The organism is Luteimonas terrae, assembly GCF_031457535.1.
Lineage (GTDB): Bacteria > Pseudomonadota > Gammaproteobacteria > Xanthomonadales > Xanthomonadaceae > Luteimonas > Luteimonas terrae_A.
Genome location: NZ_JAVDWO010000013.1, coordinates 25,243 through 52,151, shown reverse-complemented (window position 1 = coordinate 52,151; position 26,909 = coordinate 25,243). Strand labels below are relative to the sequence as shown.

The window sequence follows — 26,909 nt, the reverse complement described above, 5'->3', positions numbered from 1 at the left end:
ACGACACCGTCATTCCGCTGCCGCGCAACGATGCGCAGGCGCCTGCGCCGCGTGAGTACATGTCCGGTTTCGGCAACGAGTTCGCGACCGAGGCGGAACCCGGCACCTTGCCGATCGGCCGCAACTCGCCGCAACGCGTGGCGCATGGTCTATATGCCGAGCAGCTGTCGGGCACCGCGTTCACCGCGCCACGCGGCGAGAACCGGCGCAGCTGGCTGTACCGCATCCGCCCGGCGGCGATGCACGGCACGTTCTCGCCGTTCCAGCAGCCGCGCTTTCACGACGGATTCGACCGTGGCCCGGTGCCGCCGGACCAGATGCGCTGGAGTCCGTTGCCGGTGCCGGAGACGCTAGTCGATTTCGTCGACGGTCTGTTCTCGATGGCTGGCACCGGCGGTCCCGGCGCGCACGAGGGCGTGGGCATCCACGTCTATGCCGCGAACGCGTCGATGACCGATCGCTTTTTCTACAGCGCCGACGGCGAACTGCTGATCGTGCCGCAGCAGGGACGCCTGGTGCTGGCGACCGAGTTCGGCGTGCTCGAGGTCGAGCCGCAGGAAATCGCGGTGATCCCGCGCGGCGTGCGCTTCCGCGTTGAATTGCCGGACGGCCCGAGCCGCGGCTACGTCTGCGAGAACCAGGGCCTTGCGATGCGCTTGCCTGATCTCGGGCCGATCGGCGCGAACGGCCTCGCCAATCCGCGCGATTTTCTTGCGCCCGTGGCCGCGTACGAGGACATCGAGGGTGACTTCACCCTGATCGCCAAGTTCCAGGGCCATCTGTGGCAGGCGCCGATCGACCACTCGCCACTCGATGTCGTCGGCTGGCACGGCAACTACTCGCCGTACAAATACGATCTGCGCCGCTTCAACGCGATCGGGTCGATCAGCTTCGATCATCCGGATCCGAGCATCTTCACCGTGCTGACCTCGCCCAGCGACACACCCGGTACCGCGAACATGGATTTCGCGATCTTCCCGCCGCGCTGGCTGGTGGCGCAGGACACGTTCCGGCCACCGTGGTTCCACCGCAATGTCGCCAGCGAGTTCATGGGATTGGTGCACGGCCAGTACGACGCCAAGGCCGACGGCTTCTCGCCCGGCGCGTGCTCGCTGCACAACTGCATGAGCGGACACGGCCCGGACGCAGCGACGTTCGAGAAGGCCAGCGCCGCCGATCTGTCGAAGCCCGACGTCATCACCGGCACGATGGCGTTCATGTTCGAGACGCGCGCGGTGATCCGGCCGACGCGGCAGGCGCTCGATGCCGTGCACCGCCAGGGTGATTACCAGGATTGCTGGGCGGGGTTGCAGCGCAACTTCGTGCCGCCACGCGGCTGAGTGATGCGTGGTGGCGTCAGGCCACCGCGCCGCCTGCGCTTTCGAGCGAGAGTGCGGCCAGCGCCGGCAGATGCGGCTCCGGTAGAACCTCGGCCACGCGTTCGCGCACGCGTGATGCGTATCCGGCCTTGGTGAAGGCTGGCAAGCCTGCAATCGCATCGAGGATGGCGGCAACGGTCGCAGCCTCGTCTGCGCTGCCGACTAGGCGCGCGCGCAATTCAACCGCGGCCGGCGCGCGCTGCAGCTCCAGCATGCTTTGCACATAGATGCGCGCCGCGCTCAGCGACCGGCGGCGTGCTGTGACGTGTTGCGAGGGCGGCGCGCCATGGACGACGGCAGCAGGCGCGGGTGCAGGCGACGCGCCGGCCGCATCGAGTGCTTCGAGATAGCCCAGCACCTGCAACTGCAACAGCAGCGCGGGCGTGTCCGGCCCGAGCATCCGCGTGAGTTCGGGCGTCGTGCGCTGCCCGTCGCAGAGGATCAGCGCGCGGCGCTGCCGCAGGTCCAGCGGCGCGCCATGGGTGGCCAGCGCGCAACGTGCGAGTTCGGTCTTGCGGGCAGGCACGGACAGCGGCTTCCAGCGGCAGATGTGCAGCATGGAAAGTCACGATGAAACGTCCGTGACAGGAGCGGCCGCCCAACTCGACATCACGGGCCACATCCTGTTCACGGGCGCGCGCTAGTCTCGCCCGGTCACTGTCCAGGAGCTCTCGCATGCATTTCCATCGCGCCTTGCCGGCCATCGCCGTGCTGTCCCTCGCGCTCGCCGCCTGCCAGGGCGAGACGCCGCCTGCCGAGCCTGTTGCCCCGGCGTCCGCGCCGGCCGATCCCGCAGCGCCTGTTCCCGTGGGCGACCAGCCCGACGCGCACGTGCCGCCGGCCACTGCGATGGGCACGAATGTTCCCGAAATCGTCGATGGCGTGGTGACATTCCAGGGTTTCGGTCCGGCCATGTTCGGCAGCGAGGCCGAGCAGGTGCGCATGGCCTGGGGCAACGACCTCGGCGATGCCGCGCCGTCCGAGCCGGGCGGCTGTTACTACCTCTCGCCGCCACCGCTGGGCACCACGCGCTACGACATCGGTTTCATGATCGAGGGCGATCGTTTTTCGCGGGTCGACGTCGGCAACGACGGCTATACCGCGCCAGGCGGCGGCAAGGTCGGCATGGACCGGGCGGAGATCGAGCGCCTGTACGCGGATCGCGTCGAGGCCGCGCCGCACAAGTACGTCGAAGGCGCACAGACGCTGCGGGTCACCGATCCCGAAGGCGGCACCTCTGCGCTCGTCTTCGAGACCGACGCGGGCGGCAGGGTCACCGGTTGGCGGATCGGCGTGCCGCCGCAGGTCGATTACGTCGAACGTTGTGGTTGAAGCCTGACGCCGGGTCGTGCGTGTCGCGGCCCGTTTTCAGTTGCGGTCGGACGGTGCCGGATCCTCGCGGTCGACCATGCGCTCGTCCGCATCCGGCGTGCGCTCGGGATGGGGCGGGCGCTCGTCCATCAGCGACAGCGCGGCGCGCGACATCAGATGCGCGCTGATCGGTGCGGTCAGGAACAGGAACACGGTGATCAACAGTTCGCGCGGGTGCACGCCACTGCCGTTGACCCAGTGGTAGATGATCGACGCGAACAGGATGCAGCCCACGCCCAATGTGCTGGCTTTTGCCGGCCCGTGCAGGCGGCGGAAGAAGTCCGACAGCTTCACCATCGCCACGCCGCCGAGCAGGGTGAAGAAACAGCCGACCACCAGCAGGGTCACAACGACGATCTCGAAGAGCGTGCTCATTCGACGATATCCCTCCGGATGACGTACTTGCTCAGCACCACGGTGCCGACGAAGCCCAGCATCGCGATGATCAGCGCCGCCTCGAAGTACACCTCGGTATCGAGCAGCATGCCGAACAGGATGAGTTGGGCGATCGCACTGATGTACAGCGTATCGAGCGCGAGGATGCGATCGGGTGCGGTCGGGCCGCGCAACAGGCGCCACAGCGCGAAGATCATGGCGAGGCCGACCAGATGCATGCCGGCGACGATGACGATGTCGATCATGGAAAGATCTCCCTCAGCGGCGCTTCGTACCGGGTCTTGATCTGCATCACCAGCGCATCGGGATCGTCGACGCTCAGACAATGCAGCAGCAGGTACCGGCGGTCTTCCGACAGCTCGGCCGACACGGTGCCGGGCGTCAGCGTGCAGACGCTGGCGAGCGCGGAAATGCCGTGGATGTTGGTCAGGTCCAGCGGCACCCAGACGAACTGGGATTTGAGTCGCGATTCGGGCCCCAGCACCTGGCGGGCGACGGTGACGTTGGCGACCACGATGTCGCGGAGCACGACCCCCATCAGGCGCAGGCCCCCGCGCAACCGGCCCAGACGCGCGAACTCGCGCTCCAGGCGCGCGGCCAACAGCGGCATCAGCCAAGCCAGCAGCAGCGCGAGAATCACGTTGCCCGCGCTCACGTCCTGGGCCATCAGCAGCCAGAACGCGAAGACCGTCAGGCTTTGCGGAATCGAAGGCAGCATGCGACGCTTCATCGCGCGGGCTCCCGGATCAGCGGCGCGGTGTCGCGCAGAACCTGGATGTAGGTGTCCACATCGAGCAGCTGCGCGGCCGTCGCGTCGGTGTAGCGCAGCACCGGACCTGCAAACAGCGTCATCGCCACGCCATAGCCCAGCAACAGCACCGTCGCGGCAATTTCCGCGCGCCGCAGCGGTGGGCCGGGCGTCGTCTCGGGCGCGGGGTCGACACGCCAGAACAGCCGCGTACCGGTGCGCGACAGGCCGATGATCGTCATCAGACTGCTGCCGAGGATCACGGTCCAGATCCAGCCGATCTGGGCTTCCGGCACCGAGTTGAGCAACTGCAGCTTGCCGATGAAGCCCGACAGCGGCGGCAGGCCCGCGATCGACACCGCGGCGATCAGGAACAGCGCGGCCGGCAGCGTCTTGTTCGGCATCGAGGCGATCGGCAGCAGGTAGTCGCCGTTGCTGCCGCGATGGCGCTGGATGATGTCGGCCAGCAGGAACAGTGCCGCGCTGACGAATACGCTGTGCGCCAGGTAATACAGCCCGGCGGAAATCGCGCCGGCATTGCCCAGCGAGAACGCAACGAACAGCGTGCCGGCCGACAGCAACACCAGATAGGCGACACCGATGCGCAGCCGCGGTGCGCCGATCACGCCGAGTGCGGCGAGCACGACAGTCGCCGCGCCGGCGGGCAGCAGCCAGTCCCAGGCGATGTTGGCCAATGGGCCGGCGGCGTCGCCGAACATCAGCGTGTAGACGCGCAGGATCGCGTACAGACCGACCTTGGTCATCACCGTGAACAGCGCGGCCACCGCGGCAGGTGCGCGCGCATAGGCCTCGGGCAGCCACAGGTACAGCGGCAGTAGCGCGGCCTTGGCGCAGAACACCAGCAGCAGCAGGCCGGCGCCGGCGTGGATCAGCATCGTCCGTTCCGGCGGCGCGACCGCGATGCGCGCCGCCATCTCGGTCATGTTGAGCGTGCCGAGCATGCCGTAGAGCAGGCCCAGTGCCAGCAGGAACACCACCGACGCCGCGATGTTGAACACCACGTAGTGCATGCCGGCCTTGATGCGTGCACCGCGGGCGCCGCTGAGCAGCAGGCCGTAGGACGCGATCAGCATCACTTCGAAGAACACGAACAGGTTGAACAGATCGCCGGTCAGGAACGCACCGTTGAGGCCGGCCAGCTGCATCTGGAACAGCGCGTGGAAGTGCAGCGCGCGCTTGTCCCAGCCCGCGCAGGCATAGAGCAGGCAGGGAATCGCCAGCAGCGTGGTGGTGAGCACCATCATCGCCGAGAGGCGGTCGGCCACCAGGGTGATGCCCAGCCGCGCCGGCCAGTCGCCTAGCAGATAGACCAGCATGTCCTCGCGCTGCACCTGCACCAGCAGCGCCACGTTGACCGCCAGCAGCGCGAGCATGCCGATCCACGCCCAGGTCCGCAGGACCGAGGTGCGATGGCGGCGCTCAAGCAGCAAGAGCAGCGCGCCGATGACCAGGGGCACCAGCACCGGAAGCACGGGCAGATGGTTCATCGCGTGCCTCCCCGCCGCTGCTCGTCGGGCTCTTCGCCGTCGACGTGGTCGGTGTGCAGATCCGCGTGCTCGCGCATCGCGATCACCACCGCGACCGCGGTCATCGCGAACGCGATGACGATCGCGGTCAGCACCAGGGCCTGGGGCAGCGGGTCGGCGTAGTTGGCCAGGGTCTGCTCGACGCCGTCGCGCAACACCGGCGGCTTGCCGACGACCGGGCGGCCGGCTGCGAAGATCATCAGGTTGGTCGCATACGACAGCAGCGTCAGTCCGAGGATCACATCGAAGGTGCGCGCCCGCAGCATCAGGTACAGACCCGACGCGGCCAGCACGCCGATGGCGGTGGCGATCGCGAATTCCATCAGGGCGTCTCCTCCTGGGCCTGGCGATGTTTGACCGTGCCCAGCGTGGCGAGCATCAGCAGCGTGCCGGAGAACACCACGAAGTAGACGCCGGTATCGAAGACCAGGGCGCTGGCCAGGGGCAGCGTGCCGATCAGCGGCAGCTCGAGGTCGAGATGACCGCTGGTCATGAACGGCAGGCCGAACCACCACGAGCCCACGCCGCCCAGCACCGCCAGCAGCAGGCCGATCGCAATGCCGCGCAGATAATCGAAGCCGAACGTGGCCTCGACCGCGCGCGCGCCCTGCAGCACGTACATCACCAGCACGGACACCGCGAACACCAGGCCGGCGATGAAGCCGCCGCCCGGCGCGTTGTGGCCGCGCAGGAACAGGTAGATCGAGACGGTCAACGCCAACGGGAACAGCAGTTGGGTCAGATCGGTGGCGATGGGCAGCTGGACCGGCGGGCCGGGCATCACCTCGTCCGGTTTCAGGCGCGACCAGCGCAGCAGGGCGTGCACCACCAGCGCCGCGATGCCGAACACGGCGATCTCGCCGAAGGTGTCGAAGCCGCGGAAGTCGACCAGGGTCACGTTGACCACGTTGCGGCCGTAGGCCTCGGGCAGCGCACGCACCAGCAGCTCGCTGGAGATCGTGTCGGCCGGCGACATCATCATCGCGTAGGCCAGCACCGCCAGGCCGCCGCCGGCGACGATCGCCAAGGTGAGGTCGCGCGCCTTGCGCAGCGGGCGGTGCGACACTTTCGACTGCTTGGGCAGATAGTTCAGCGCCATCATCATCAGCGCGATGGTCACCATCTCGACCAGCAGCTGGGTCAGTGCCAGATCCGGCGCAGAGAGATAGACAAATACCAGGCTGACGGCCAGGCCGACCGCGCCGATGACGATCAGCGCGGTCAGGCGCTTGGCATGCACGACCACCGTGCCGACGCTCGCGGCGATCAGCAGCCCCCACAGCACCCAGCCGATCACCGGCAGGGGCTGCGGCGCGCCCAGGCCCGTCAGCAGCGGCAACGTGCGGCCCAGCATCGGCACGCCGGCCAGCACCACACCGACCACGATCATCAGGAACAGGCTGCGCTGCAGGCTGCCGTTGGCCACCCGTTCGGTGAAGCGGCGGGCCAGCGCAAACAGCGCCTCGACATTGACGTGGAACGCGTTGCGGCCGATCGAGCGGGTCACCACCGCGTGGAAATCCAGCAGCCGGCGCAGGCCGAAATACAGCGCCACGCCGAACACCAGGCTGGCGATGCTCATCATCAGCGGCAGGTTGAAGCCGTGCCACACCGACAGACTGAACTCCGGCGCCGCATCGCCCAGCGTGCCGCGGACCATCGTGTGCAGCAGCGGGCCGATGGTCAGCGCCGGAATCATGCCGACGATCACGCACAGGATCGCCAGCACGCCGACCGGAATGCGCATCCAGCGCGGCGGCTCGTGCGGCACCACGTCGAGCGCACGCGGGCCGTTGCCGAAAAAGGTGTCATGCACGAAGCGCAGGCTGTAGGCGATGCCGAAGATGCCGGCCAGCAGCGCGGCGATGCTGAGGATCACCCGCATCGTGCCGTGGCCACCGATCTCCAGGGCCTCGGCGAAGAACATTTCCTTCGACAGGAAGCCGTTGAGCAGCGGAATGCCGGCCATCGCCAGCGACGCGATGATCGCCAGCAGGCTGGTCATCGGCATGTAACGTCTGAGATTGCCCAGCCGGCGCATGTCGCGCGTGCCGCACTCGTGGTCGATGATGCCCGCGGCCATGAACAACGAGGCCTTGAACGTCGCGTGGTTGAGAATGTGGAACAGGCCCGCGACCACCGCCATCTCGGTCGAGATGCCGAACAGCAGCGTGATCAGGCCGAGGTGCGAGATCGTCGAGTACGCCAGCAGGCCCTTGAGGTCGTGCTGGAAGATCGCGAACCAGGCGCCGACCAGCAGCGTCGTCGCGCCGACACTGGTGACCACGTAGAAGAACAGGTCCGTGCCGGCGAGCGCCGGATGCAGGCGGGCGAGCAGGAACACGCCGGCCTTCACCATCGTCGCCGAATGCAGATAGGCCGAGACCGGCGTCGGCGCGGCCATCGCGTGCGGCAGCCAGAAGTGGAACGGGAACTGCGCGCTCTTGGTGAAAATGCCCAGCAGCACCAGCGCCAGCGCCCACGGATACAGATGGCTGGCGCGGATCAGATCTCCGGAGGCCAGCACCACGTCGAGGTCGTAGCTGCCGACGATGCGGCCGATCAGCAGCACGCCGCCGAGCAGCGCCAGGCCGCCCATGCCGGTGATCGTCAGCGCCATGCGCGCGCCCTGGCGGGCATCCTGGCGGTGCGACCAGAAGCCGATCAGCAGGAACGAGCTGATCGAGGTCAGCTCCCAGAAGATCGCGAGCAGCAGCAGATTGCCGGCGGTGACCATGCCGACCATCGCGCCCATGAAGAGCATCAGATAGGTGAAGAAGCGCCGTGGGCTGTCCTTCGCCGACAGGTAGTAATGCCCGTACAGCACGACCAGGCCGCCGATGCCCAGCACCAGCAGGCCGAACGTCCAGGCCAGACCGTCGACGCGCAGGCTGAAATCGAGCCCCGCCTCGGGAATCCAGGCGTAGCTCGCCCGGATGATTTCGCCGTCGAATACGCTGCCGGCCAACAGTGCCAAGATCGCCAGCCCCAACAGCGGTGCAAGACCGGCGAGCACGGCGATGGTGCGGCGGGAGGCGTTGCGCGACAGCGCAATGACCAGGGCCAGCACGAAGGGCAGGGCCAACAGAAGTTCGAGCATCGGGCTCCTTGTGGAGGTGTGTCGGCAGGCGCCGAGGGTCACGCAAGGGCCGGGCAGTTTACCCGATGAATGTGGACGATGCGTCGCCGCTGCTGGGTATGCTGTGTCCCATGACGTCACATCCCGCTTCCGTTTCCGCCCGCCCGCGCCGTGCGCTGGTCTTCGGCGCCAGCGGCGCGATCGGCGCGTCCCTGCTCACGCGACTGCTCGAGGCGGGCTGGTCGGTCGACGCCCTGTCGCGCGCGCCCCAAGCCGCAGGTCCCGCGCTGCGCTGGCATGCCGGTGCGTTCGCCGCGATGCCCGACACGTTACCGGCGCGGGTCGACGCGATCTTCAGTTGCGGCCCGCTGGATCTGTTCTCGCTGTGGTACGCAGATGTCGCAATCGACTGCCCGCGGGTCGTCGCCTTCGGTTCGACCAGCGATGCGACCAAGCAGGCCGCATCCGACCCGGGCGAGCGCGAGCTCGCGATGCGCCTGCGTACGTCCGGCGAACGCGTGTTCGCCGCCGCTGCCGCACGCGGCGCGGCGGCCACGTTGCTGCGGCCGACACTGGTCTATGGCAGTGGACGCGACCGCAACCTCAGCCGGATCGTCGAACTGGCGCGGCGCAGCGGCGTATTCGTGCTGCCCGCCGACGCGCGCGGCCGGCGCCAGCCGGTGCATGTCGACGATCTGGCCACAGCGGCGCAGGCGGCCGTCGACGCGCCTGCCGCGCATGGTCAGGCGTTCGCGCTGCCGGGCGGCGAAACCCTCGACTACCGCACGATGGTCGCGCGCACCCTGGCCTGCCTGCAGCCGGCACCGCGTCTGCTGGTGGTGCCGGGCCCGCTGTTCGATGCGGCGCTGTGGGCGGCGCATCGCGCCGGTCGCCTGCACGGGCTGCCGCCGGGTGCGGTGGCGCGCATGCGCGAGGATCTGGTGTTCGACCCCACGCCTGCGCACGAAGCGTTCGGATATGCACCGCGAACCTTCGATCCCGACGCGACGATGTTCGCCTAGCGCATCCGCCCAATGTCCTCGCGCAGGTGGACGCGCGCTTGCGCACGGCGGGCTTCACGGGGATAGGCCATCGCGCGCAAGCGCGCTCCTACGGATGCTGGCGCTCGTAGCGAAGCTTCATGGCCCGGCCATCGGCTCCTCGACCAGCTTGCGCGACGTCTGCAATGCGCGCAGCGCGATCACCAGTACGCCGCCGAGCACCATCGCGCCGCCGATCCACAGGCGGGGGCCCGGGCGGTCGCCCCAGAACGCGACGCCCAACCCGATCGCGAGCACCGGCACCAGCAGCAGCCAAGGCGTGACCATCGCCACCGGATAGCGCTGCATCAGCACGTAGTACAGCCCATGGCCGAGCAGAGAGGACACGAACGCCGCATACACCGCGCCGCCCCAGCCGGCCCAGCCGGCGTTGCCCAACTGCGCGATGCCGCCTGGCTCGAACACCAGGCTGATCGCCAGCAGCGGCAGCACGCTGATGACGGCGGTCCAGCCCTGCATGTTCCAGACATCGACCTTGCGCAGCGGCTTCATCAACACCGTGCCGATCGCCAGCATCGCCGCGGACGCGAGCATCGTCAGCAGCGCGGCCGGATTGGCCAGCACCACCGGATCGAAGCCCAGCACCAGCACACCGCAGAAACTCACGCCGATCGCCAGACCCGTGCGCCAGGCGAAACGCTCGCCCAGCACCAGCCACGCGAGCAGCGCGGTCATCGGGATGTAGCTCTGCATGACGATCGCCGGCGACGACAGGTCGCTCGACAGCCGCAGCGCCAGGAAGCTCAGGCCGAAATGCAACACGCCGATGCACAGGCACACCGCGATCAGCCGCGGCCATTGTCCGGGCGCCGGCGGTCGCAGCAGCCACACGAGCGGCAGCGCCAGCAACGCAAAGCGCACCGCGGTGAACAGGAATGGGGGAATCTCGCGCAGCGCATTGGCCGAGACGAGGAAGTTCAGCGCCCAGGCGATGCAGACGAGAAGAACGAGAACGAGATCGCGGGGCGACACGGCGGGCACCGGAGACGGGCGCGCAAGCATCTCACGTCACCGGCGCCGCTTCTCGCGCAACTGCGGGTCGGCCAAGCCTCAGTAACGCCAGCTGAGCCTGCGATACAGCTTGGCCAACACCCAGGCCGGACCGATCAGCAGATACGTCAGGTCCGTCAGGAAGCTCGGTTTCTGGCCTTCCACTTTGTGGCCGACGAACTGTGCGATCCACGCCACGACGAACACCGCGATGGCGGCCGTCAGCAGACCGCGCGTGCCCAGCGCCTGATGCAGCGCCCAGGTCAACGCCGCCAGCAGCAGGAACACCGCGAACATGCCGAACCCCAGTCGCGGCGACGCGCGCTGGTAGAACCGCCACGCGGCGAACATCGCCAGCGCCGCCCAGATGCCGGGCTTGAAGATCGTGCCGCCGGGAATGCACCACAACAACGCGATCACGCTCCACAGGATCGCCGGCACGGCGAACACGTGGATCCACTGGTTGGTGTCGTTTCGATGGTCGGCCGAGTAGCTGGCGAACCAGCGGTCGATCGGACGCAGCTGTGCGTCGTCTTGTGTTGCGTCCATCCGCCCCTCCCGAGGGTCGATCCGGTCGTGTCGGTGACTAGGGTACGCCTGCGATCGGCTGCCCGAAGCTGATTTCGTTGCCGCTGGGGTCGGCAATCCTGAAATCGCGCATGCCGTAGGGGCGGTCGCCAATCGGAACGCGCATGTGCACGCCCGCAGACTTCAACGCGTCATGCCACGCGTCGATGGCCGACACGCTGAGATAGATCTGTGCGGCGCCCGGAGCGCTGGTGTCGCTGCGTTGACTGAGCATGATTTCGACGCCGTCGCGACAGACTGACGCGATGTCAGGTGGTTCACCCCAGGACCAGGCCAGCTCGAAGCCGAGCGTCTGCAGATAGAAGTCGAGCGAGGCGGCCAGATCGTCCACCGAAAAAATGGGCGAGACAGATTCGATCTGCATGGGCGTTCGATCCACAGAATGCATGAGCTTCCGAGAATACCGGCAACCAGGCGCGCGACGCGCGCGCTCAATCGATCGAGATGTCCGCCAGTTTCTGCAGCGCTTCGGCGTAGCGCGCGCGGGTGCGTTCGATGACTTCGGCCGGCAACGTCGGGCCGGGCGCGGTCTTGTCCCAGTCCGTGGTTTCCAGATAGTCGCGGACGATCTGCTTGTCGTAGCTCGGCGGGCTGGTGCCCACCTCATACGCATCGGCGGGCCAGTAGCGCGACGAATCCGGGGTCAGCACCTCGTCCATGACATAGAGACGGCCGTCGGCATCGGTACCGAACTCGAATTTGGTGTCGGCGAGGATGATGCCGCGCTCGGCGGCATAGGCGGCCGCGAACGTGTACAGGCGCAGCGTGGCTTCGCGCACCTGCTCGGCGAGGTCGGCGCCGATGAGGCGGACCATCGTGTCGAAATCGATGTTCTCGTCATGGTCGCCCACGGCGGCCTTGGTCGACGGGGTGAAGATCGGCTGGGGTAGGCGCTCTGCCTGACGCAGGCCATCGGGCAGGGCGATACCGCTGACGCGGCCGGTGCGCTGGTAGTCCTTCCAGCCGCTGCCGATCAGATACCCGCGGGCGATCGCCTCGACCGGCACCGGCTTGAGCTTCTTCGTCACCACCGCGCGCCTAGCGTACAGCGCCGGATCCACGCCCTCGGGCAGCACGCTGGCGACATCGATGCCGGTCAGGTGGTTGGGCATCAGCGCCGCGGTCTGTTCGAACCAGAAATTGCTGATCTGGCAGAGCATCTCGCCCTTGCCGGGAATGGGGTCGGGCAGCACCACGTCGAATGCGCTCAGACGGTCGGTGGCGACGATCAGCAGACGCTCGTCGCCGAGCTCGAACACGTCGCGGACCTTGCCGCGGTGACGCAGGTGGAGGCCGGGGAGGTTCGCTTCGAGGAGGGTCGTCGACACGGTTGACAGTCCGGGTGGATCGCAAGCGGCCGGCAAGTGTAGTGCGAACCGCAGCGCCTTGCAGTGAGCCGCAACCACTGGCGTCACGGCGGCCGGCTACACTGCCGGCCATGCAACGCTGGTACGGAAAACTGCTGGGCTTCATCGCCGGATGGCTGCTGCTGCGCCACCCGGCCGGTGGCGTGATCGGCGCCATTATCGGCCATGCCTTCGATGCCGGCTGGCTCGCGCCGCGCCGCTACAAGGATCACCAGGTATTCGGTCTGGGACCGGAAGCGACCCGCGAAGAGATCGACCAGGCCTATCGCAGGCTGATTTCGCAGTACCACCCCGATCGTGTTGCAGGCGCGGCGCCGGAACTGCGCGCCCAGGCCGAAGCGCGCGCCGCCGAACTCAATGCCGCCTACGACCGCCTGCGCCGCGATCGCGACGGACGCAAGACGCGCCGCTGACGCGCCGATCGCGGGTTCGCGCGAGCGGCCCGATCGCAGGATCGATAGAGCGCAGCGAAACCCATCGCTGCCATCTCGCCGCCCGCGATAGCAGTTCGCTGAATAATGCGGTGTGTGCAGCGTGGGGCGCTGGGTGGTCGACAGAACACGCTGCATGCCTCCATCCCGTCGCGCACGAAGTCCGTGGTGCGCAGAGACGATGGGGTTCGCTGCGCGCTACCCGCGACAGACACAAAAAGAAGAAGCCGGCTTGCGCCGGCTCCTTCATGACTCGATGACGCTGGCGCGATGGATCAGAAGCGCCAGTTGACCGTGGCGCGCGCGGCGCCGTAGTCGAAGTCCTTGTCGCTGCGGCGCATGTCGGTACCGGTCGGGTTGGCGATCAGGAAGGGGTTGGTCGCCGGCGCGGTGCCCGGGCCTGTGCGCACGCGCTGGTCGTCGGCTTCCAGGCTCGTGAACAGGTATTCCAGACCCACCGAGACGTTCTCGCCGAGCTTGCGCTCGTAACCCACGCCCGCCTGCCAGCCGAAGCCGCTCGTATCCCCATTGCTGGTGAACGAATTCGCGCCATTGCTGGTGGTGAATTCGTTGTCGATCTTGGCGTGCGCCATGCCGCCGGTCAGGTAGACCAGGTTCGCGGAATCCGCGCCGAAGGCGTAGCCCGAACGCAGGCGCAGGGCAGCGACGCGGTCGACCTTGCGGAACATCGTGTAGTAGGCGGGCGTCGTGCTGAAGGCGCTCACGGCATCGCGGACGTCATTGGCGCCGTATTCGCCGACGACACCGAACACCCAGCTGCCCATCTGCCAGTCGTAACCACCGCGCACGCCGTAATCGGCGCCGCCCTTGTTCGACGTGCAACCGGCGGCTGGGGTCGCGCCCTGGGCCGCGCCGTTGCAGAAGCCCGGCGAGAACGCATCGGCGCCGGCGCCGGTGCGCACGGTATCGCCGTAGACGCGGTCGAGGTTGGTGTCGAACACGAAACGGTCGCTGCTGCTGTCCTCGGGGCTGTCCACCACGCCGCCATAGAGGCCGACGTAGCCGCCGGTCCAGGTGTCGTTGGCGGTCTGGGCAAATGCGGCGCCGGTGCTGGCGGCGAGCAGCGCGATGCTGGCGGATGCGGCGTGGATCATTTTCATCGGAACATCTCCATTCTTGTTTTTGCCGGCCGGGTGAGCTCGGCACGGTGCGGGGGCACCGCCGCCGGGAAGCGGCGGGCGAGAGAGATACGCAGGCATGCGTGACGACGGATGCATGCACCGGTCCCGGACGTGAATGAATGTGCAAACGCAGTTCAGGCTGCGCTGAGCCGGCTGCGTCACCACCGCGTTTGTCACCGCGTCATGCGCTTTAGAATGGGGACGCGGTCCACAGGCCGCATCCCACCCAATTGGAAGCGCACATGCAGCCCGCCGTCATCGCACCCTCGATCCTGTCCGCGAACTTCGCCCGCCTCGGCGAAGAGGTCGACAACGTGCTGGCCGCCGGCACCGACTGGGTGCATTTCGACGTGATGGACAACCATTACGTGCCCAACCTGACGATCGGCCCGATGATCTGCGAGGCGCTGCGCAAGCACGGCGTGACCGCGCCGATCGACGTCCACCTGATGGTCGAGCCGGTGGACCGCATCGTGCCCGACTTCGCCAAGGCGGGCGCGTCGCTGATCAGCTTCCATCCCGAGGCCAGCCGCCACGTGCACCGCACGATCCAGTTGATCAAGGCCGAAGGCTGCCAGGCCGGTCTGGTGCTCAATCCGGCCACACCGCTCGACGTGCTCGACTACGTGCTCGAGGATCTGGACATGGTGCTGCTGATGTCGGTGAATCCCGGCTTCGGCGGCCAGGCCTTCATTCCCTCGACGCTCGACAAGCTGCGCCAGGTGCGCGCGCGCATCGACGCGCTCGGCAAGCCGATCCGTCTCGAGATCGACGGTGGCGTGAAGCCGGACAACATCGGCGAGATCGCCGCGGCGGGCGCCGACACCTTCGTCGCCGGCTCGGCGATCTTCGGCAAGCCGGACTATCGCGCGGTGGTCGAGGCGATGCGCGCCGAGATCGCACGCGCGACCTCCTTGCGCGCATGAGCGCAGGCATCGTCACCTGCGATCTGTGCGACGCGCACCCGGACGCGGTGCGCGTGCTCGATTTGCCGCTGCGCGATTTTGGTGGGCGCATCGCCTTCGCCGGCATCGTCAGCACGGTGCTCGCGCTGGAGGACAATTCGCGCGTGCGCGAGGCTGTTGCAGAGCCTGGCGCGGGCCGCGTGCTGGTGATCGACGGCGGCGGCGCCACACGTCGCTCGATGCTCGGCGATCTTCTGGCCGAACAGGCCGTCGCCAACGGCTGGGCCGGGGTGCTGGTGCATGGCGCGATCCGCGACAGCGTCGCGATCGGACAGCTCGATCTGGGCGTCAAGGCGCTGGGCACGGTGCCGCTGAAGACCGAGAAGCGCGGGCAGGGCGTGCGCGATGTGCCGGTGACGTTCGGCGGCCTGACGTTCCGGCCCGGCGACTGGCTGGCCGCGGATGCGGATGGCGTGCTGGTGGCGGATCGGCCGCTGGCCTGAGCGCTGCACGTTCGTCCGTTGTTCGAGCATCGGGGAATTGCCGGGCATTCGCCCTCGCCCCACCGTCCGCGCTGCGGACGGTTCCCCCCTCTCCCGCGCATGCGGGAGAGGGGCCTCGGCATCTTCCGCTGCGCGGAAGATGCATTTTGTTTTGGAGGCTGATCCTGCCTCCGCCCGTCGTCCCTGCTATGGCCTTCCATGCTCCGGGCGTTCGATGACCGGCTGATGACACGCGTGAGGACCGGTTAACGGCGGCGCGTCGGGCATCCGCTACGCTCCGCGCCACCTCCACCACCCGCACGACCCTCCGCATGCCTGACCCGCTTTGGCGCCTGATCCTCAATGGCAAATCCGCGGACGACGAGGCCGTGCGCAATGCGGTCGCGGCCATCCGTGCGCGCGGGGTCCATATCGATGTCCGGGTGACCTGGGAAGCCGGCGACGCCGAGCGTTACGTTGCCGAGGCGCTGGTGGAATCGGTGGACACGATCATCGCGGCCGGCGGCGACGGCACGCTCAATGCCGTGGTCTCGGTGCTCGCCGCGCAGTCCGCCGATGCCGACGCCCTGCCGTCGCTGGCGCTGCTGCCGCTGGGCACCGCCAACGATTTCGCGACCGCCGCCGAAGTGCCCGAGCTTCCGGAAGAGGCGCTGGCCCTGGCGCTCGACAGGCCGGCCGTGCCGATCGACGTGTTGCGTATCGAAACCGAGGAGGGTGTGCACTGGTGCGCGAATCTTGGCTCCGGCGGCTTCGGCACGCAGGTGACGGTCGAGACGCACGCCGGATTGAAGAAAGTGCTCGGCGGCCTGGCGTATTTCATCACCGGCCTGTCGCGCCTCGGGCGCATCGAGCCGTTGGAAGCGCGCATCATCGGTGCGGATTTCGTCTGGCAGGGCGGTTTCATCGCGCTGGGCATCGGCAACGGCCGCCAGGCCGGGGGCGGGCAGGCGCTGTGTCCCGATGCCTGCATCGACGATGGCCTCATCGACGTCACCATCGTCCCCGAGCTCGAAGGCGAGCTGGTCAATACGCTGCGCACCGCTCTGACCGAAGGCAAGGTTGCCGCACTCGACCAAGTGGCCGTCCGCACGCAGCTGACCGGGCTCGTCGTCGAGTCAAGCGTGCCGCTGGTGCTCAATCTCGATGGGGAGCCGGCGCGCGCGCGACGGTTCGCGATCACCTGCGAGCCCGGACGTCTGCGGGTGCACCTGCCGAAGGACTGCCCGCTGCTCGTCGCCTCGCCGCGCACGGCCGTCTGAGGCTGTCGCGCGTTCGCGGCGGAGTCGCTACAGTAGCCGCCATGCACGCGTCTGCCCTCCCGCATTTCCGTTTGCTCGACGCCGGCTGGCGATGGTGGCGTACTGCCTCCGTTGCCCCCGTTCGTCCGACTGTCCAGGAAATGCCGCGTGATCACGCACACCGAGTTCCAGCACTACGCCGCTGACGGCCACACCCATGTACCGGTGGTCCGCGAGGTCCTGAGCGATCTCGATACGCCGCTTTCGGTCTATCTCAAGCTCGCCGACGGCCCGCATACCTATCTGTTCGAATCGGTGGAAGGCGGCGAACGCTTCGGCCGCTATTCGATCATCGGCCTGCCGGCCGAGCGTGTGTACGCGTTCCATGGCCATACGCTGACCGTGCGCGAACATGGCGAGGTGATCGAGACGCGCGAGGTCGAAGATCCCTTTGCCGAAGTCGAGCGTCTGCGCACCGCGCATTCGGTGCCGCTGATCGAGGGGTTGCCGGGCTTCACCGGCGGTCTGGTCGGCTGGTTCGGCTTCGAATGCATCGAATACATCGAGCCGCGCCTGCGCCAGGGCCAGCGCGCCGACGTGCGTGACGAACTCGGCACCCCCGACATTCTCTTGATGCTGAGCACCGAGGTCGCGGTGTTCGACAACCTCAAGGGCCGGCTGTATCTCGTGGTCCATGCCGACACGCGCGAACCGCAGGCTTGGGTCCGCGCGAACCGTCGTCTCGACGCGCTGACGCATCGCCTGCGCCAAGGCGGCGCCGGGTACCCGGAAACGTTGCAGCCTGCTGCGCTCGATGAATCCGATTTCGTGTCCGGCTTCACCCGCGAGGGCTTCATCGAAGCTGTTGCAAAGACCAAGGAATTCATCGCCGCCGGCGACGCCTTCCAGGTCGTGCTGTCGCAGCGCATGTCGGTGCCGTTCCAGGCGCGCCCGGTCGATGTCTATCGCGCGCTGCGCGCGTTGAACCCGTCGCCCTACATGTATTTCCTCGATGTCGGCGGCACCCAGGTCGTCGGTTCCTCGCCGGAAATCCTCGTGCGTCTCAAAGATGGCGAAGTCACCGTGCGCCCGATCGCGGGCACACGTCCGCGCGGCGCGACGCCGGCGCAGGACCAGGCGCTCGAAGCCGAGTTGCTGGCCGATCCCAAGGAACGCGCCGAGCACCTGATGCTGATCGACCTGGGCCGCAACGATGTCGGCCACGTGTCGAGTGCGGGCACCGTCGAGGTCGGCGAGCGCTTCGTCATCGAGCGCTACAGCCACGTCATGCACATCGTCAGCGAAGTCACCGGCCGGCTGAAGGACGGCCTGAGCTACGCCGACGTGCTGCGCGCGACGTTCCCGGCCGGCACCGTCAGCGGCGCACCGAAAGTACGCGCGCTGGAGATCATCCGCAGCCTCGAGCCGGTCAAGCGCAACGTCTATTCGGGCGCGGTCGGCTACATCGGCTGGCACGGCGACGCCGACACCGCGATCGCGATCCGCACTGCAGTGATCCAGGACGGCCGCCTCTACGTGCAAGCCGGCGCCGGCATCGTCTACGACTCGGATCCGGAAATGGAATGGGCCGAGACCATGAACAAGGGCCGCGCATTGTTCCGTGCGGTCGCGCAAGCGGCGAAGGGTTTGTGATGCGACGCGCCGATTCCTCTTTGAACGCCCGATCTGCCGGAACCGCCCCATGCTGTTGATGATCGACAACTACGACAGCTTCACCTGGAACCTCGTGCAGTACCTGCAGGCGCTCGGCGCCGAGGTGCGGGTGGAGCGCAACGATGCGCTGTCGGTCGATGCGATCGAGAAGCTCGCGCCCGAGCGCATCGTGATCTCACCCGGTCCGTGCACGCCGAACGAAGCGGGCGTGTCGCTGGAACTGATCGAACGCCTCGGCGCGACGACGCCGATCCTTGGCGTGTGTCTCGGTCATCAGGGCATCGGCCAGGCCTACGGCGGCAGGGTCGTGCGCGCGCAGCGCATCATGCACGGCAAGACCTCGGCGATCCGCCACGCAGGCCGCGGTGTATTTGCTGGTTTGCCTGACGGATACGAGGCCACGCGCTATCACTCTCTGGTGGTCGAGCAGTCATCGCTGCCGGCGTGCCTCGAAGTCACCGCGTGGACCGAGAACGACGACGGCAGCCGCGAGGAGATCATGGGCCTGCGCCATCGCACGCATCCGGTCGAAGGCGTGCAGTTCCATCCCGAGTCGATCCTGACCGAGCATGGGCATGCATTGTTGAAGAATTTTCTCGAGCGCTGACGCCGGTACCGCGCAAGCGCCGTCATCCCGGCATTCGCCGGGATGACGAGAACAACGCATGACCTCTCACGAACTACCGGCCACCCCAATGCCCATCACTCCCCACGAAGCCTTGCAACGCACCATCGAGCACCGCGAGATCTTCCGCGACGAGATGGTCGAGCTGATGCGCCAGATCATGCGTGGCGAGGTGTCGCCGCTGATGACCGCGGCCATCCTCTCCGGCCTGCGGGTCAAGAAGGAAACGGTCGACGAGATCGCCGGCGCCGCACAGGTGATGCGCGAGTTCGCGCTGCCGGTGCCGGTCGCAGACGCGGATCGCGCGCACCTGGTGGACATCGTCGGCACCGGCGGCGATGGTGCGCATACGTTCAACATCTCGACGGCGAGCATGTTCGTCGTCGCCGCGGCCGGCGCGAAGGTCGCCAAGCACGGCAACCGCAGCGTGTCGTCGAAGTCCGGCAGCGCGGACGTGCTCGAAGCGCTCGGCGCGCGCATCGATCTGCAGCCGGACGCGGTGGCGCGCTGCATCGCCGAAACCGGCATCGGCTTCATGTTCGCGCCGGTGCATCACCCGGCGATGCAGGCGGTCGCACCGGTGCGCCGCGAAATGGGCGTGCGCACGATCTTCAACATCTTGGGACCGCTGACCAATCCGGCCGGTGCACCGAACATCCTGATGGGTGTCTTCCATCCCGATCTCGTCGGTATCCAGGTGCGTGTGCTGCGCGAGCTAGGCGCGCAGCGGGCCCTGGTCGTTTGGGGCCGCGACGGCATGGACGAGATCTCGCTCGGCGCGGGCACTCTGGTCGGCGAACTGCGCGACGGCGAGGTGCGCGAGTACGAGATCCACCCCGAGGACTTCGGCATCGCGATGGCGGCCAGCCGCAATCTTCGTGTTGAAAACGCCGACGAGTCGAAGGCCCTGGTGCGACAGGCGCTCGACGGCACGCCGGGTCTGGCCCAGGACATCGTGAGCCTCAATGCGGGCGCGGCGCTTTACGTCGCCGGCGTGGTGACATCGATTGCCGAAGGTGTCGAGCGCGCGCGCGCGGCCATCGTCTCGGGGGAGGCCTTGCGCCGATTGGAGACGTTCGTCGCGGAAACGAGACGTTCCATGCCCTGAATGCACGCGTTCGGTTCCCCGCGGCGCGGTCGGTCAGTATGCTGAATGCGGCGCAATGTGCCGACCTCCTGTGTTCCAAGAAGCGATCCCTGCATGAGCCGTCCCGTGTTGCCCCGCCCGCCGTATCACGTTGCGATCCTCCGCTACCGACGCAATGGCGAAGACGCGGCCGGCTACTCTGACTCGCGTCGGGACATGCTCGAAATGGCGACGCTTCAGCCCGGCTTCCTCGGCATGGAATCGGTCGAGGACGTGGGTGGCGAGGGGGTGACCCTGAGTTACTGGGCCGACGAAGCCTCGATCCGGGCCTGGCGCGCGCACAACGCCCAGGGCATGGCCCGGGAAAAGAGCCAGCGCGCCTGGTACGACCAGTACGCCCTGCAGGTCGCGCGCGTCGAACGCGCCTATGACTGGTCCCGTGACGAGGCCGACGACGCAGACGCGCGCGAGGCAGTGTTGCCCGCCTGAGGTCCGGCGCGCCGTCGCCTGCGTTATCGTGTGCGGCCTTTCCAGACCGGCGCCTGCGCTGGCCCATGGTGCAGATCTTGAACGACGTCCTGCAGCGCATCCTTGCGCGCAAACACGAAGAAGTCGCGGCGCGTCGTGCCGCGCTGCCGTTGGCCGACATCGCTGCGCGCGCGGCGTCCGCGCCGCCGGTGCGCGGGTTCGCGGCCGCAATCGAGGCGAAGATCGCCGCCGGTCAGGCCGCGGTCATCGCCGAGGTCAAGAAGGCCAGCCCGTCGAAGGGCGTGATCCGCGCCGACTTCCACCCCGCCGAAATCGCGCGCAGTTTCGCAGCCGGGGGCGCGGCCTGCCTGTCGGTGCTGACCGACATCGACTTCTTCCAGGGCGCTGACGAGTATCTGGTCCAGGCCCGCGAAGCCTGCGCGCTGCCGGTGTTGCGCAAGGATTTCATCGTCGATCCCTGGCAGGTCTATGAGGCGCGTGCGCTGGGCGCCGACTGCGTGCTGCTGATCGTCGCCGCGCTCGACGACCGCCAGCTGGTCGAGATCGCGGAACTGGCGATGTCGATCGATCTCGACGTGCTGGTGGAAGTGCACGACATCGATGAACTCGAACGCGCGCTGCAGGTGCCGGCGCCGCTGCTGGGCATCAACAACCGCAGTCTGCGTTCGTTCGAGGTCTCGCTCGACACTACCTTGTCGCTGCGCAGCGCAGTGCCGCGCGATCGCCGCCTGGTCACCGAGAGCGGCATCCACACCGCCGCTGATGTCGCGCGCATGCGCGAGGCGGGTATCGAAGCATTCCTCGTTGGCGAAGCTTTCATGCGCGAGGCCGATCCGGGCGCCGCGCTGCGCACACTGTTCGCGGTGCCGGGCGCGCAGGCGCCCGAACGCGCGCTGCATACCGACATCTCCGCGATCGCGATCGCCGCGGCAACAACGCCTGCGCCCGCGGAAGCGGAATCGGATGTCGCCGGCTCTGACGCCGGCACGCCGGTCGTCGCGCAACTGCTCAAGGACACGGCTGCCAACGAACGCGTGCGGACGGTGGTCTTCGATTTCGACCACACGCTCTACGACGGCGACTCCGGTACCCATCTGTTCCGCTGGCTGATCACCCGCAGCGTCTGGCGCACCGCGCTGGCGTGTCTGGCCGCGCCGGTGCTCGGGCCGATGATCGCGTGCCTGCCCACGCGTCGTTACGGCATTTCCGGCTTCGTCTGGATCGGCACCGTCGGCCTGCACAGCCGTGGCGTGCTGGATCGCTTGATCGACCGTTACGTCGCCGACAACGCGGCGCAGATCAAGCCCAAGCTGCTGCCGATCGCGCTCGACGTGCTGCACGCGCATCGCATCGCCGGCGACAACGTGGTCATCGCGACCGGCGCGCCGCCGGAACTTGCCCGCGCGATTCTCGCCTTCGTTGCGCACGAGGCGGTGCCGGTGATCGGCACCGCGGTCGGGCCGCGGTTCGGTGCGGTGGTGGCCACCCGCCACTGCCATGCGGAAGAGAAGATGCGCATGCTGCGGGAGCGTGGCTACACCGCGATCGACATCGCCTACTCGGATTCCTCGGCCGATCTGCCGCTGCTCAAAGCCGCCAAGGCGCCGGTGGTGGTGAACCCGAAGGCGGCCAATGTCGACATGTTCCGCCGAGCGCTGCCGCCGGGCACGCCGGTGCTCAACTGGGGCTGCGCCGACCGCGGTGGTGATCCGGTCGCCGCGCCTTAGACACGGTCAGAGGGAACCGCCCCGGACCTGTGTAGGAGCGCGCTTGCGCGCGATAGGGGCGTTGCCGGTCAAGCCGCATCGCGCGCGAGCGCGCTCCTACAGGGGTCGCCCATGCGCAGGACCGAGTTGCGCCCCGGCCTCAGGCCAGCAGCGAGCGGCCGATCTGGTAGAGGCTGATCGCCATCACCAGCACGCCCACCGCGAGCAGCACCCAGCGCTCGCGGACGTGCCGGACGAACAGCGCGGCCAGCGGCGCGGCGATCATGCCGCCGACCAGCAGGCCGAGGATCACGTCCAGGTGCTGCAGGCCCATCGTCAGGAAGAACGTCACCGAGATCGAGACGGTGACCAGGAATTCGGCGGCGTTGACCGTGCCGATCGTGGTGCGCGCGGCGCCGCCACGGGCCAGCAGGGTGGACGTGGCGACCGGTCCCCAGCCGCCACCGCCGCTGGCATCGAGGAGACCGGCGAAGAAGCCGAGCAGTGACACCCGGCGGACTTCCTTTTTCGGCCTCAACCTGCCGGCCGCGCGCAGCAGGATCACCACCGACAGAATCAGCAGATAGGCATAGATGAAGGGGCGGATCACGTCACCGGGAAGCCGGGTCAGCACGTAGGCGCCGATCGCACCGCCCACCATGCCGGGCAGGGCCAGCTGCAGAAACAGGCGCTTGTCGACATTGCGCATCGCCAGGTGCGAGGCGCCCGAAGCGCCGGTCGTGAAAACCTCGGCGGTGTGCACGCTGGCACTGACCGCTGCCGGCGGCACGCCCATGCTCAGCAATACCGAAGACGACACCAGCCCGAAGGCCATGCCGAGCGCGCCGTCGACCAGCTGCGCGGCCAGCCCGACCAGCACGAAGAACAGGAATTGATCGCCGAGTTCCATGCCGCAGGCTCCGAAGGCCAGCGCAGTGTGCAGTGAAAGCGTGACCGGGGCGTGTGGCCGCCACCGGCGCGTGCGTCAGGCGTCGCCGAGCCGTTTGATGAAACGCACGGTGCCGTCGGAGAATCCGCAGGCCTTGTAGAACGCATGCGCGTCGGCGCGTTGCGAACCGCTGACCAGTTCGAGGCGCGCGGCGCCGGCGAAACGGGCGCGGCGATCGGCTTCCTTGAGCAGTTGCCGACCCAGTCCCTTGCCTTGCGAGTCGCTGGTCACGACCAGCGCGGTGATGCGGCAGGTCGTGGAGCCGAGCGGCAGGTAGTACATGAAGTCCAGCGCGATCAACCCGCAGACCCGGCCGCCGCTGCGCGCGACCACCAGGGCCTGGCGGTCATTGGCAGTGATCAGCCGGATGCGCTCGCGGGCCTCGCTTTCGGTGCAGGGATAGCCCATTTCCGACAGCAGGGCGGCGACGTCGTCGGCATCGATCACCGATGCACTGCGCAGATCCGCATCGGGCAGGTCGCCGCGCGGACCGAAATGGCCGAGGCTCATGGGGCCGAGTCCCTAGCGCGTGCCGAACAGCACGATGGTCTTGCCGCGGGCGGTGAGCTTGTTCTCCGCCTGCAGCTTCTTCAGCACCCGTCCGGCCATCTCGCGCGAACAGCCGACCAGACGCGCCAGCTCCTGCCGCGAGATCCGCAGCTGGGTGCCTTGCGGGTGGCTCATCGCCTCCGGCTCGCGGGTCAGGTCGTGCAGCGTGCGGATGATGCGGTCGGTGACGTCGAGAAACGCGAGACGCCCGGCCTTGCGGCTGGTGTCGAGCAGGCGGCGCGAAAGCTGCGCACCGATCGCGTACATGATCGAGGTCGCGTCATTGGCCAGCACGCCGTCGAACAGCTGGTACAGCCGTTCGTAGCTGATCTCGGCCAGTTCGCACTGGGTGCGCGTACGCAGGATGACTTCGCGCACGTCGGATTCGATGAACAATCCCATCTCGCCGACCAGCTCGCCGTTGCCGAAATACCCCAGGATCAGCTCGCGACCGTCGTCCTCCTCGGTGATGATGCTGACCGAACCACTGACGACGTAGTAGAGCGTGCCGGCGGGATCACCCGGGCGGAACACTTCACTGCGCGGCGGGTAGCGCCGGCGGTGACAGTGGGCGAGAAAGCGCTCGATAGCCGCCGGTGTCGGCGCCATCGGGTGCGGCGGGCGTGGGGCGTGAGGATTGATCAGGGCCACAGGTGTCGGGGTCATGGGCTTCGGATCGGGGGAATGGCGCAGAGTAGGCGCTCCTGCTGCCCGGGGCAAACCCGCGTCACCCCGAGGTCGCGGCGTGCGGGTGCTTTGCCGCATAATCGTCGTTTCGCCCAACCCCCGAGGGTCGACCGCTGTGGTCAAACCGCTCCCGCGCCTGAAGCTCCAGGGTTTCAACAACCTGACCAAGGCCTTGTCGTTCAACATCTACGATGTGTGCTACGCCGCGTCGGAAGACGAGCGTCAGCGCTACATCGCGTACATCGACGAGGTCTACAACGCCGACAGGCTGACCCAGATCCTGACCGATGTGGCCGAGATCATCGGCGCGAACATCCTCAACGTCGCGCGCCAGGACTACGAGCCGCAGGGCGCGTCGGTGACCATCCTCATTTCCGAGGAACCGGTGATCGACAAGGCGCAGGCGAAGGGCGTGATCTCCGACGCCGTCGTCGCGCACCTCGACAAGTCGCACATCACGGTGCACACCTATCCGGAAACGCACCCGGACAACGGCATCGCGACCTTCCGCGCCGACATCGACGTGGCAACCTGTGGCGTGATCTCGCCGCTGAAGGCGTTGAACTACCTGATCGAAAGCCTCGAGTCGGACATCGTGGTAATGGACTACCGCGTGCGCGGGTTCACCCGCGACGTGAAGGGCCGGAAGCACTACATCGATCACAAGATCAATTCGATCCAGGATTACCTGGCGAAGAACATCAAGTCGCGCTACGACGCCCTCGATGTGAACGTTTATCAGGAGAATATCTTCCACACGAAGATGCACCTGAAGGAGTTCGATCTCGACCAGTACCTGTTCGAAGAGAAGGCCCGCAATCTTTCGTTCAAGGAGCGCATGAAGATCGAAGCGCGCCTGCGCCGCGAGATCGAAGAGCTCTATCACGGCCGCAATCTGGTGGATTGAGCGAAAAGCCGTGATTGGTGATGACCGGACGTTCGTCCGTTGAGAACCGTGATGGGTGATTCGGAGCAGCGGGTCACACATCGAAAACGGCCCCGCGCGATGCGGGGCCGTTTTTGTTTGAGGTAGAGACAGTTCTGCCCCGAGCGGCAGGGCGCCGCTCTGTCGATTCACCACTCGCCGCCTTTCACCTACAGCCTGTACGCCACCGCCTTCATCAGGCTCGACGCGGTCGCCATCAGCGACGGCACCGGCCATGGCAGCACGCGCGCGCCGGCCTGCTCGGCGTGTTCGGCGTGGCGGGCCTCGTCTTCCTTCATCTGTTTGAGGATCTCCCGGCTGCGCTGGTCGGCTTCGGGCAAGGTCTGCAAATGCTCGTCGAGGTGCGCTTCGACCTGGCGTTCGGTCTCCACGACGAAGCCGAGATTCCAGCCATCGCCGCGCAGTCCGGCGACCACCCCCAGCGCATAACTGCCGCCGTACCAAAGTGGATTGAACACGCTCGGCCGGCTGTCGAGTTCGCGCAGTCGCTGCGCGCACCAGGCCAGGTGATCGGTTTCCTCCTGCGCTGCTTCAAGCAGGTGCGTGCGCGTGTCGGCCTCGCGGGCCACTGCGGCCTGGCCGAAGTACAGGCCCTGGGCGCAGACCTCGCCAACGTGGTTGATCCGCATCAGGCCGGCGGCGTGGCGGCGTTCGGCATCGTTGAGCACGACATCCGGCGTCTCGACGGCGGGATTGGGTCGGGTGGCCGGCGGATTGCCGAAGACCGTGTCGAGCGCGCGCTGGGTTTCGACCAGCAGCTGGTCGACGGGATTGAAGCGGGGCCGGGGGAGGGGCATCGGTTGGATTCCTACAGCGCGGCAGGCGGACCGCGTCACGTATCATTCTCGGCCCTTGACCCGTGCCACGCCAGCATCCGGCGGTGCGCAGCCCCCGCCAGCTTGCGTGGCGATGGGCGGGCGGCTATCATTCCGCTTCTGTGTTGCACGCTCTACAACGCGAGGTGACGTTCCGCCGGCTTCCGGCGCAACCAGCCCGACCAGTCACCCACCGAGTATTCCCATGAAGACCTTTATTGCCAAGAACGAGACCGTCCAGCGCGACTGGTACCTCGTCGACGCTTCCGGCAAGACCCTGGGCCGCCTGAGCGCGGAAATCGCCCACCGTCTGCGCGGCAAGCACAAGCCCGTCTACACCCCGCACGTCGACACCGGCGACTACATCATTGTGGTCAACGCCGAGAAGATCGCCGTGACCGGCAAGAAGATGACGGACAAGCTCTACCACCGTTTCACGGGCTACATCGGCAACCTGAAGACCGAGACCCTGGGTCAGGCGCTTGAGCGCCACCCGGAGCGCGTGATCGAGATCGCGGTCAAGGGCATGCTGCCGAAGAACACCCTCGGCCGCGCCATGTACCGCAAGCTCAAGGTCTACAAGGGTGCCGAGCACCCGCACGCCGCACAGCAGCCGCAGCCCCTGGAACTCTAAGTC

At 67.5% G+C, this 26,909-nt stretch carries 30 protein-coding genes and 1 pseudogene; 15 read left to right on the top strand and 16 right to left on the bottom strand.

Translation table 11 applies throughout. From position 1 onward, the window contains the following. The first annotated feature begins 59 nt into the window (after positions 1–59). On the top strand, positions 60–1,340 hold the full coding sequence (hmgA, locus tag J2W68_RS14590; RefSeq protein WP_310237286.1) for a homogentisate 1,2-dioxygenase: 1,281 nt from the start codon (positions 60–62) through the stop codon (positions 1,338–1,340). A gap of 16 nt (positions 1,341–1,356) precedes the next feature. On the opposite strand, the gene J2W68_RS14585 is transcribed toward hmgA, so the two are convergent. Then, entirely contained in the window at positions 1,357–1,938 is a 582-nt protein-coding gene (locus J2W68_RS14585) for a hypothetical protein (protein WP_310237118.1), read from the bottom strand. A gap of 116 nt (positions 1,939–2,054) precedes the next feature. Here J2W68_RS14585 and J2W68_RS14580 point away from each other — a divergent pair, with 116 nt between their 5' ends. Next, positions 2,055–2,711 (top strand): lectin, encoded by a 657-nt coding sequence (locus tag J2W68_RS14580; RefSeq protein WP_310237116.1) that lies wholly within the window; start codon positions 2,055–2,057, stop codon positions 2,709–2,711. Between the two features lie 36 nt (positions 2,712–2,747). On the opposite strand, the gene J2W68_RS14575 is transcribed toward J2W68_RS14580, so the two are convergent. From J2W68_RS14575 to J2W68_RS14550, 6 genes are read right to left on the bottom strand one after another with little or no spacing between them, the layout of a single operon-like run. Beyond that, on the bottom strand, positions 2,748–3,125 hold the full coding sequence (locus tag J2W68_RS14575; protein ID WP_310237113.1) for a Na+/H+ antiporter subunit G: 378 nt from the start codon (positions 3,123–3,125) through the stop codon (positions 2,748–2,750). Beyond that, complete coding sequence (locus J2W68_RS14570; protein WP_310152095.1) at positions 3,122–3,391, bottom strand: K+/H+ antiporter subunit F; 270 nt, start codon at positions 3,389–3,391, stop codon at positions 3,122–3,124. Before J2W68_RS14570 ends, J2W68_RS14575 begins: the two co-directional genes overlap by 4 nt. Further along, positions 3,388–3,876 (bottom strand): Na+/H+ antiporter subunit E, encoded by a 489-nt coding sequence (locus J2W68_RS14565; protein ID WP_310237111.1) that lies wholly within the window; start codon positions 3,874–3,876, stop codon positions 3,388–3,390. The genes J2W68_RS14570 and J2W68_RS14565 overlap by 4 nt, the downstream gene beginning before the upstream one ends. Further along, entirely contained in the window at positions 3,873–5,402 is a 1,530-nt protein-coding gene (locus J2W68_RS14560; RefSeq protein ID WP_310237110.1) for a monovalent cation/H+ antiporter subunit D, read from the bottom strand. Before J2W68_RS14560 ends, J2W68_RS14565 begins: the two co-directional genes overlap by 4 nt. Beyond that, positions 5,399–5,764: a Na+/H+ antiporter subunit C gene (locus J2W68_RS14555; protein ID WP_310237108.1), complete on the bottom strand. Its 366-nt coding sequence runs from the start codon at positions 5,762–5,764 to the stop codon at positions 5,399–5,401. Before J2W68_RS14555 ends, J2W68_RS14560 begins: the two co-directional genes overlap by 4 nt. Beyond that, entirely contained in the window at positions 5,764–8,541 is a 2,778-nt protein-coding gene (locus tag J2W68_RS14550) for a monovalent cation/H+ antiporter subunit A (RefSeq protein ID WP_310237107.1), read from the bottom strand. Before J2W68_RS14550 ends, J2W68_RS14555 begins: the two co-directional genes overlap by 1 nt. Positions 8,542–8,651: 110 nt before the next feature. On the opposite strand from J2W68_RS14550, the gene J2W68_RS14545 reads away from it, so the two are divergent. Next, positions 8,652–9,542, top strand: a complete 891-nt coding sequence (locus J2W68_RS14545; RefSeq protein WP_310237104.1) for an SDR family oxidoreductase — start codon at positions 8,652–8,654, stop codon at positions 9,540–9,542. 117 nt (positions 9,543–9,659) lie between these two features. Here the strand turns inward: J2W68_RS14545 and J2W68_RS14540 are convergent, their stop codons facing one another. The 4 genes from J2W68_RS14540 to J2W68_RS14525 form a co-directional block, all read right to left on the bottom strand. Beyond that, a complete protein-coding gene (locus tag J2W68_RS14540) occupies positions 9,660–10,553 on the bottom strand; it encodes a DMT family transporter (RefSeq protein ID WP_310237101.1) in 894 nt (297 codons plus the stop codon). Positions 10,554–10,631: 78 nt separating this feature from the next. Beyond that, positions 10,632–11,120: a DUF962 domain-containing protein gene (locus J2W68_RS14535; RefSeq protein WP_310237098.1), complete on the bottom strand. Its 489-nt coding sequence runs from the start codon at positions 11,118–11,120 to the stop codon at positions 10,632–10,634. A 37-nt stretch (positions 11,121–11,157) separates the two neighbouring features. Then, positions 11,158–11,523, bottom strand: coding sequence for a bleomycin resistance protein (locus tag J2W68_RS14530; protein ID WP_310237096.1), 366 nt, complete (start codon positions 11,521–11,523; stop codon positions 11,158–11,160). 67 nt (positions 11,524–11,590) lie between these two features. Next, positions 11,591–12,487, bottom strand: coding sequence for a phosphoribosylaminoimidazolesuccinocarboxamide synthase (locus tag J2W68_RS14525; protein ID WP_310237094.1), 897 nt, complete (start codon positions 12,485–12,487; stop codon positions 11,591–11,593). A gap of 110 nt (positions 12,488–12,597) precedes the next feature. Between J2W68_RS14525 and J2W68_RS14520 the strand changes: the two genes are divergently transcribed. Continuing rightward, positions 12,598–12,939, top strand: coding sequence for a J domain-containing protein (locus tag J2W68_RS14520; protein WP_310237090.1), 342 nt, complete (start codon positions 12,598–12,600; stop codon positions 12,937–12,939). Positions 12,940–13,232: 293 nt separating this feature from the next. On the opposite strand, the gene J2W68_RS14515 is transcribed toward J2W68_RS14520, so the two are convergent. Next, positions 13,233–14,078, bottom strand: coding sequence for an outer membrane protein (locus J2W68_RS14515; RefSeq protein ID WP_310237088.1), 846 nt, complete (start codon positions 14,076–14,078; stop codon positions 13,233–13,235). A 263-nt stretch (positions 14,079–14,341) separates the two neighbouring features. Here J2W68_RS14515 and rpe point away from each other — a divergent pair, with 263 nt between their 5' ends. The 9 genes and pseudogenes from rpe to J2W68_RS14470 all read left to right on the top strand — a co-directional run bounded on the left by rpe (position 14,342) and on the right by J2W68_RS14470 (position 22,347). Next, positions 14,342–15,025: a ribulose-phosphate 3-epimerase gene (gene rpe, locus J2W68_RS14510; protein ID WP_310237085.1), complete on the top strand. Its 684-nt coding sequence runs from the start codon at positions 14,342–14,344 to the stop codon at positions 15,023–15,025. Next, positions 15,022–15,507: a ribonuclease E activity regulator RraA gene (gene rraA, locus J2W68_RS14505; RefSeq protein WP_310237083.1), complete on the top strand. Its 486-nt coding sequence runs from the start codon at positions 15,022–15,024 to the stop codon at positions 15,505–15,507. Before rpe ends, rraA begins: the two co-directional genes overlap by 4 nt. A gap of 311 nt (positions 15,508–15,818) precedes the next feature. Next, on the top strand, positions 15,819–16,766 hold the full coding sequence (gene yegS, locus J2W68_RS14500; protein WP_310237080.1) for a lipid kinase YegS: 948 nt from the start codon (positions 15,819–15,821) through the stop codon (positions 16,764–16,766). 147 nt (positions 16,767–16,913) lie between these two features. Continuing rightward, positions 16,914–18,398: an anthranilate synthase component I gene (trpE, locus tag J2W68_RS14495; protein WP_310237079.1), complete on the top strand. Its 1,485-nt coding sequence runs from the start codon at positions 16,914–16,916 to the stop codon at positions 18,396–18,398. A 49-nt stretch (positions 18,399–18,447) separates the two neighbouring features. After that, complete coding sequence (locus J2W68_RS14490) at positions 18,448–19,026, top strand: anthranilate synthase component II (protein ID WP_310237076.1); 579 nt, start codon at positions 18,448–18,450, stop codon at positions 19,024–19,026. Positions 19,027–19,114: 88 nt separating this feature from the next. Beyond that, a complete protein-coding gene (gene trpD, locus J2W68_RS14485) occupies positions 19,115–20,152 on the top strand; it encodes an anthranilate phosphoribosyltransferase (protein WP_310237073.1) in 1,038 nt (345 codons plus the stop codon). 93 nt (positions 20,153–20,245) lie between these two features. Continuing rightward, positions 20,246–20,620: an antibiotic biosynthesis monooxygenase family protein gene (locus J2W68_RS14480; protein WP_310237070.1), complete on the top strand. Its 375-nt coding sequence runs from the start codon at positions 20,246–20,248 to the stop codon at positions 20,618–20,620. 77 nt (positions 20,621–20,697) lie between these two features. Further along, positions 20,698–21,480 (top strand): annotated as a pseudogene (gene trpC, locus J2W68_RS14475) (indole-3-glycerol phosphate synthase TrpC); the annotation flags it as partial. Positions 21,481–21,624: 144 nt separating this feature from the next. Continuing rightward, positions 21,625–22,347, top strand: coding sequence for a haloacid dehalogenase-like hydrolase (locus J2W68_RS14470; protein ID WP_310237283.1), 723 nt, complete (start codon positions 21,625–21,627; stop codon positions 22,345–22,347). A 139-nt stretch (positions 22,348–22,486) separates the two neighbouring features. Here the strand turns inward: J2W68_RS14470 and J2W68_RS14465 are convergent, their stop codons facing one another. From J2W68_RS14465 to crp, 3 genes are all read right to left on the bottom strand, one after another. Further along, a complete protein-coding gene (locus J2W68_RS14465) occupies positions 22,487–23,236 on the bottom strand; it encodes a sulfite exporter TauE/SafE family protein (RefSeq protein ID WP_310237067.1) in 750 nt (249 codons plus the stop codon). Positions 23,237–23,311: 75 nt separating this feature from the next. Next, the gene (locus tag J2W68_RS14460) at positions 23,312–23,785 is read right to left on the bottom strand and encodes a GNAT family N-acetyltransferase (protein WP_310237065.1); all 474 of its coding nucleotides are present in this window, start codon (positions 23,783–23,785) and stop codon (positions 23,312–23,314) included. Positions 23,786–23,797: 12 nt separating this feature from the next. After that, positions 23,798–24,433, bottom strand: coding sequence for a cAMP-activated global transcriptional regulator CRP (gene crp / locus J2W68_RS14455; protein ID WP_310237062.1), 636 nt, complete (start codon positions 24,431–24,433; stop codon positions 23,798–23,800). Positions 24,434–24,626: 193 nt separating this feature from the next. Here crp and speD point away from each other — a divergent pair, with 193 nt between their 5' ends. Beyond that, positions 24,627–25,418: an adenosylmethionine decarboxylase gene (gene speD / locus J2W68_RS14450; protein ID WP_310237059.1), complete on the top strand. Its 792-nt coding sequence runs from the start codon at positions 24,627–24,629 to the stop codon at positions 25,416–25,418. Positions 25,419–25,606: 188 nt separating this feature from the next. On the opposite strand, the gene coq7 is transcribed toward speD, so the two are convergent. Beyond that, positions 25,607–26,254, bottom strand: a complete 648-nt coding sequence (gene coq7, locus J2W68_RS14445; RefSeq protein ID WP_310237056.1) for a 2-polyprenyl-3-methyl-6-methoxy-1,4-benzoquinone monooxygenase — start codon at positions 26,252–26,254, stop codon at positions 25,607–25,609. A gap of 223 nt (positions 26,255–26,477) precedes the next feature. On the opposite strand from coq7, the gene rplM reads away from it, so the two are divergent. Beyond that, positions 26,478–26,906, top strand: coding sequence for a 50S ribosomal protein L13 (rplM, locus tag J2W68_RS14440; RefSeq protein ID WP_159677749.1), 429 nt, complete (start codon positions 26,478–26,480; stop codon positions 26,904–26,906). The last annotated feature ends 3 nt before the right edge of the window (positions 26,907–26,909 follow it).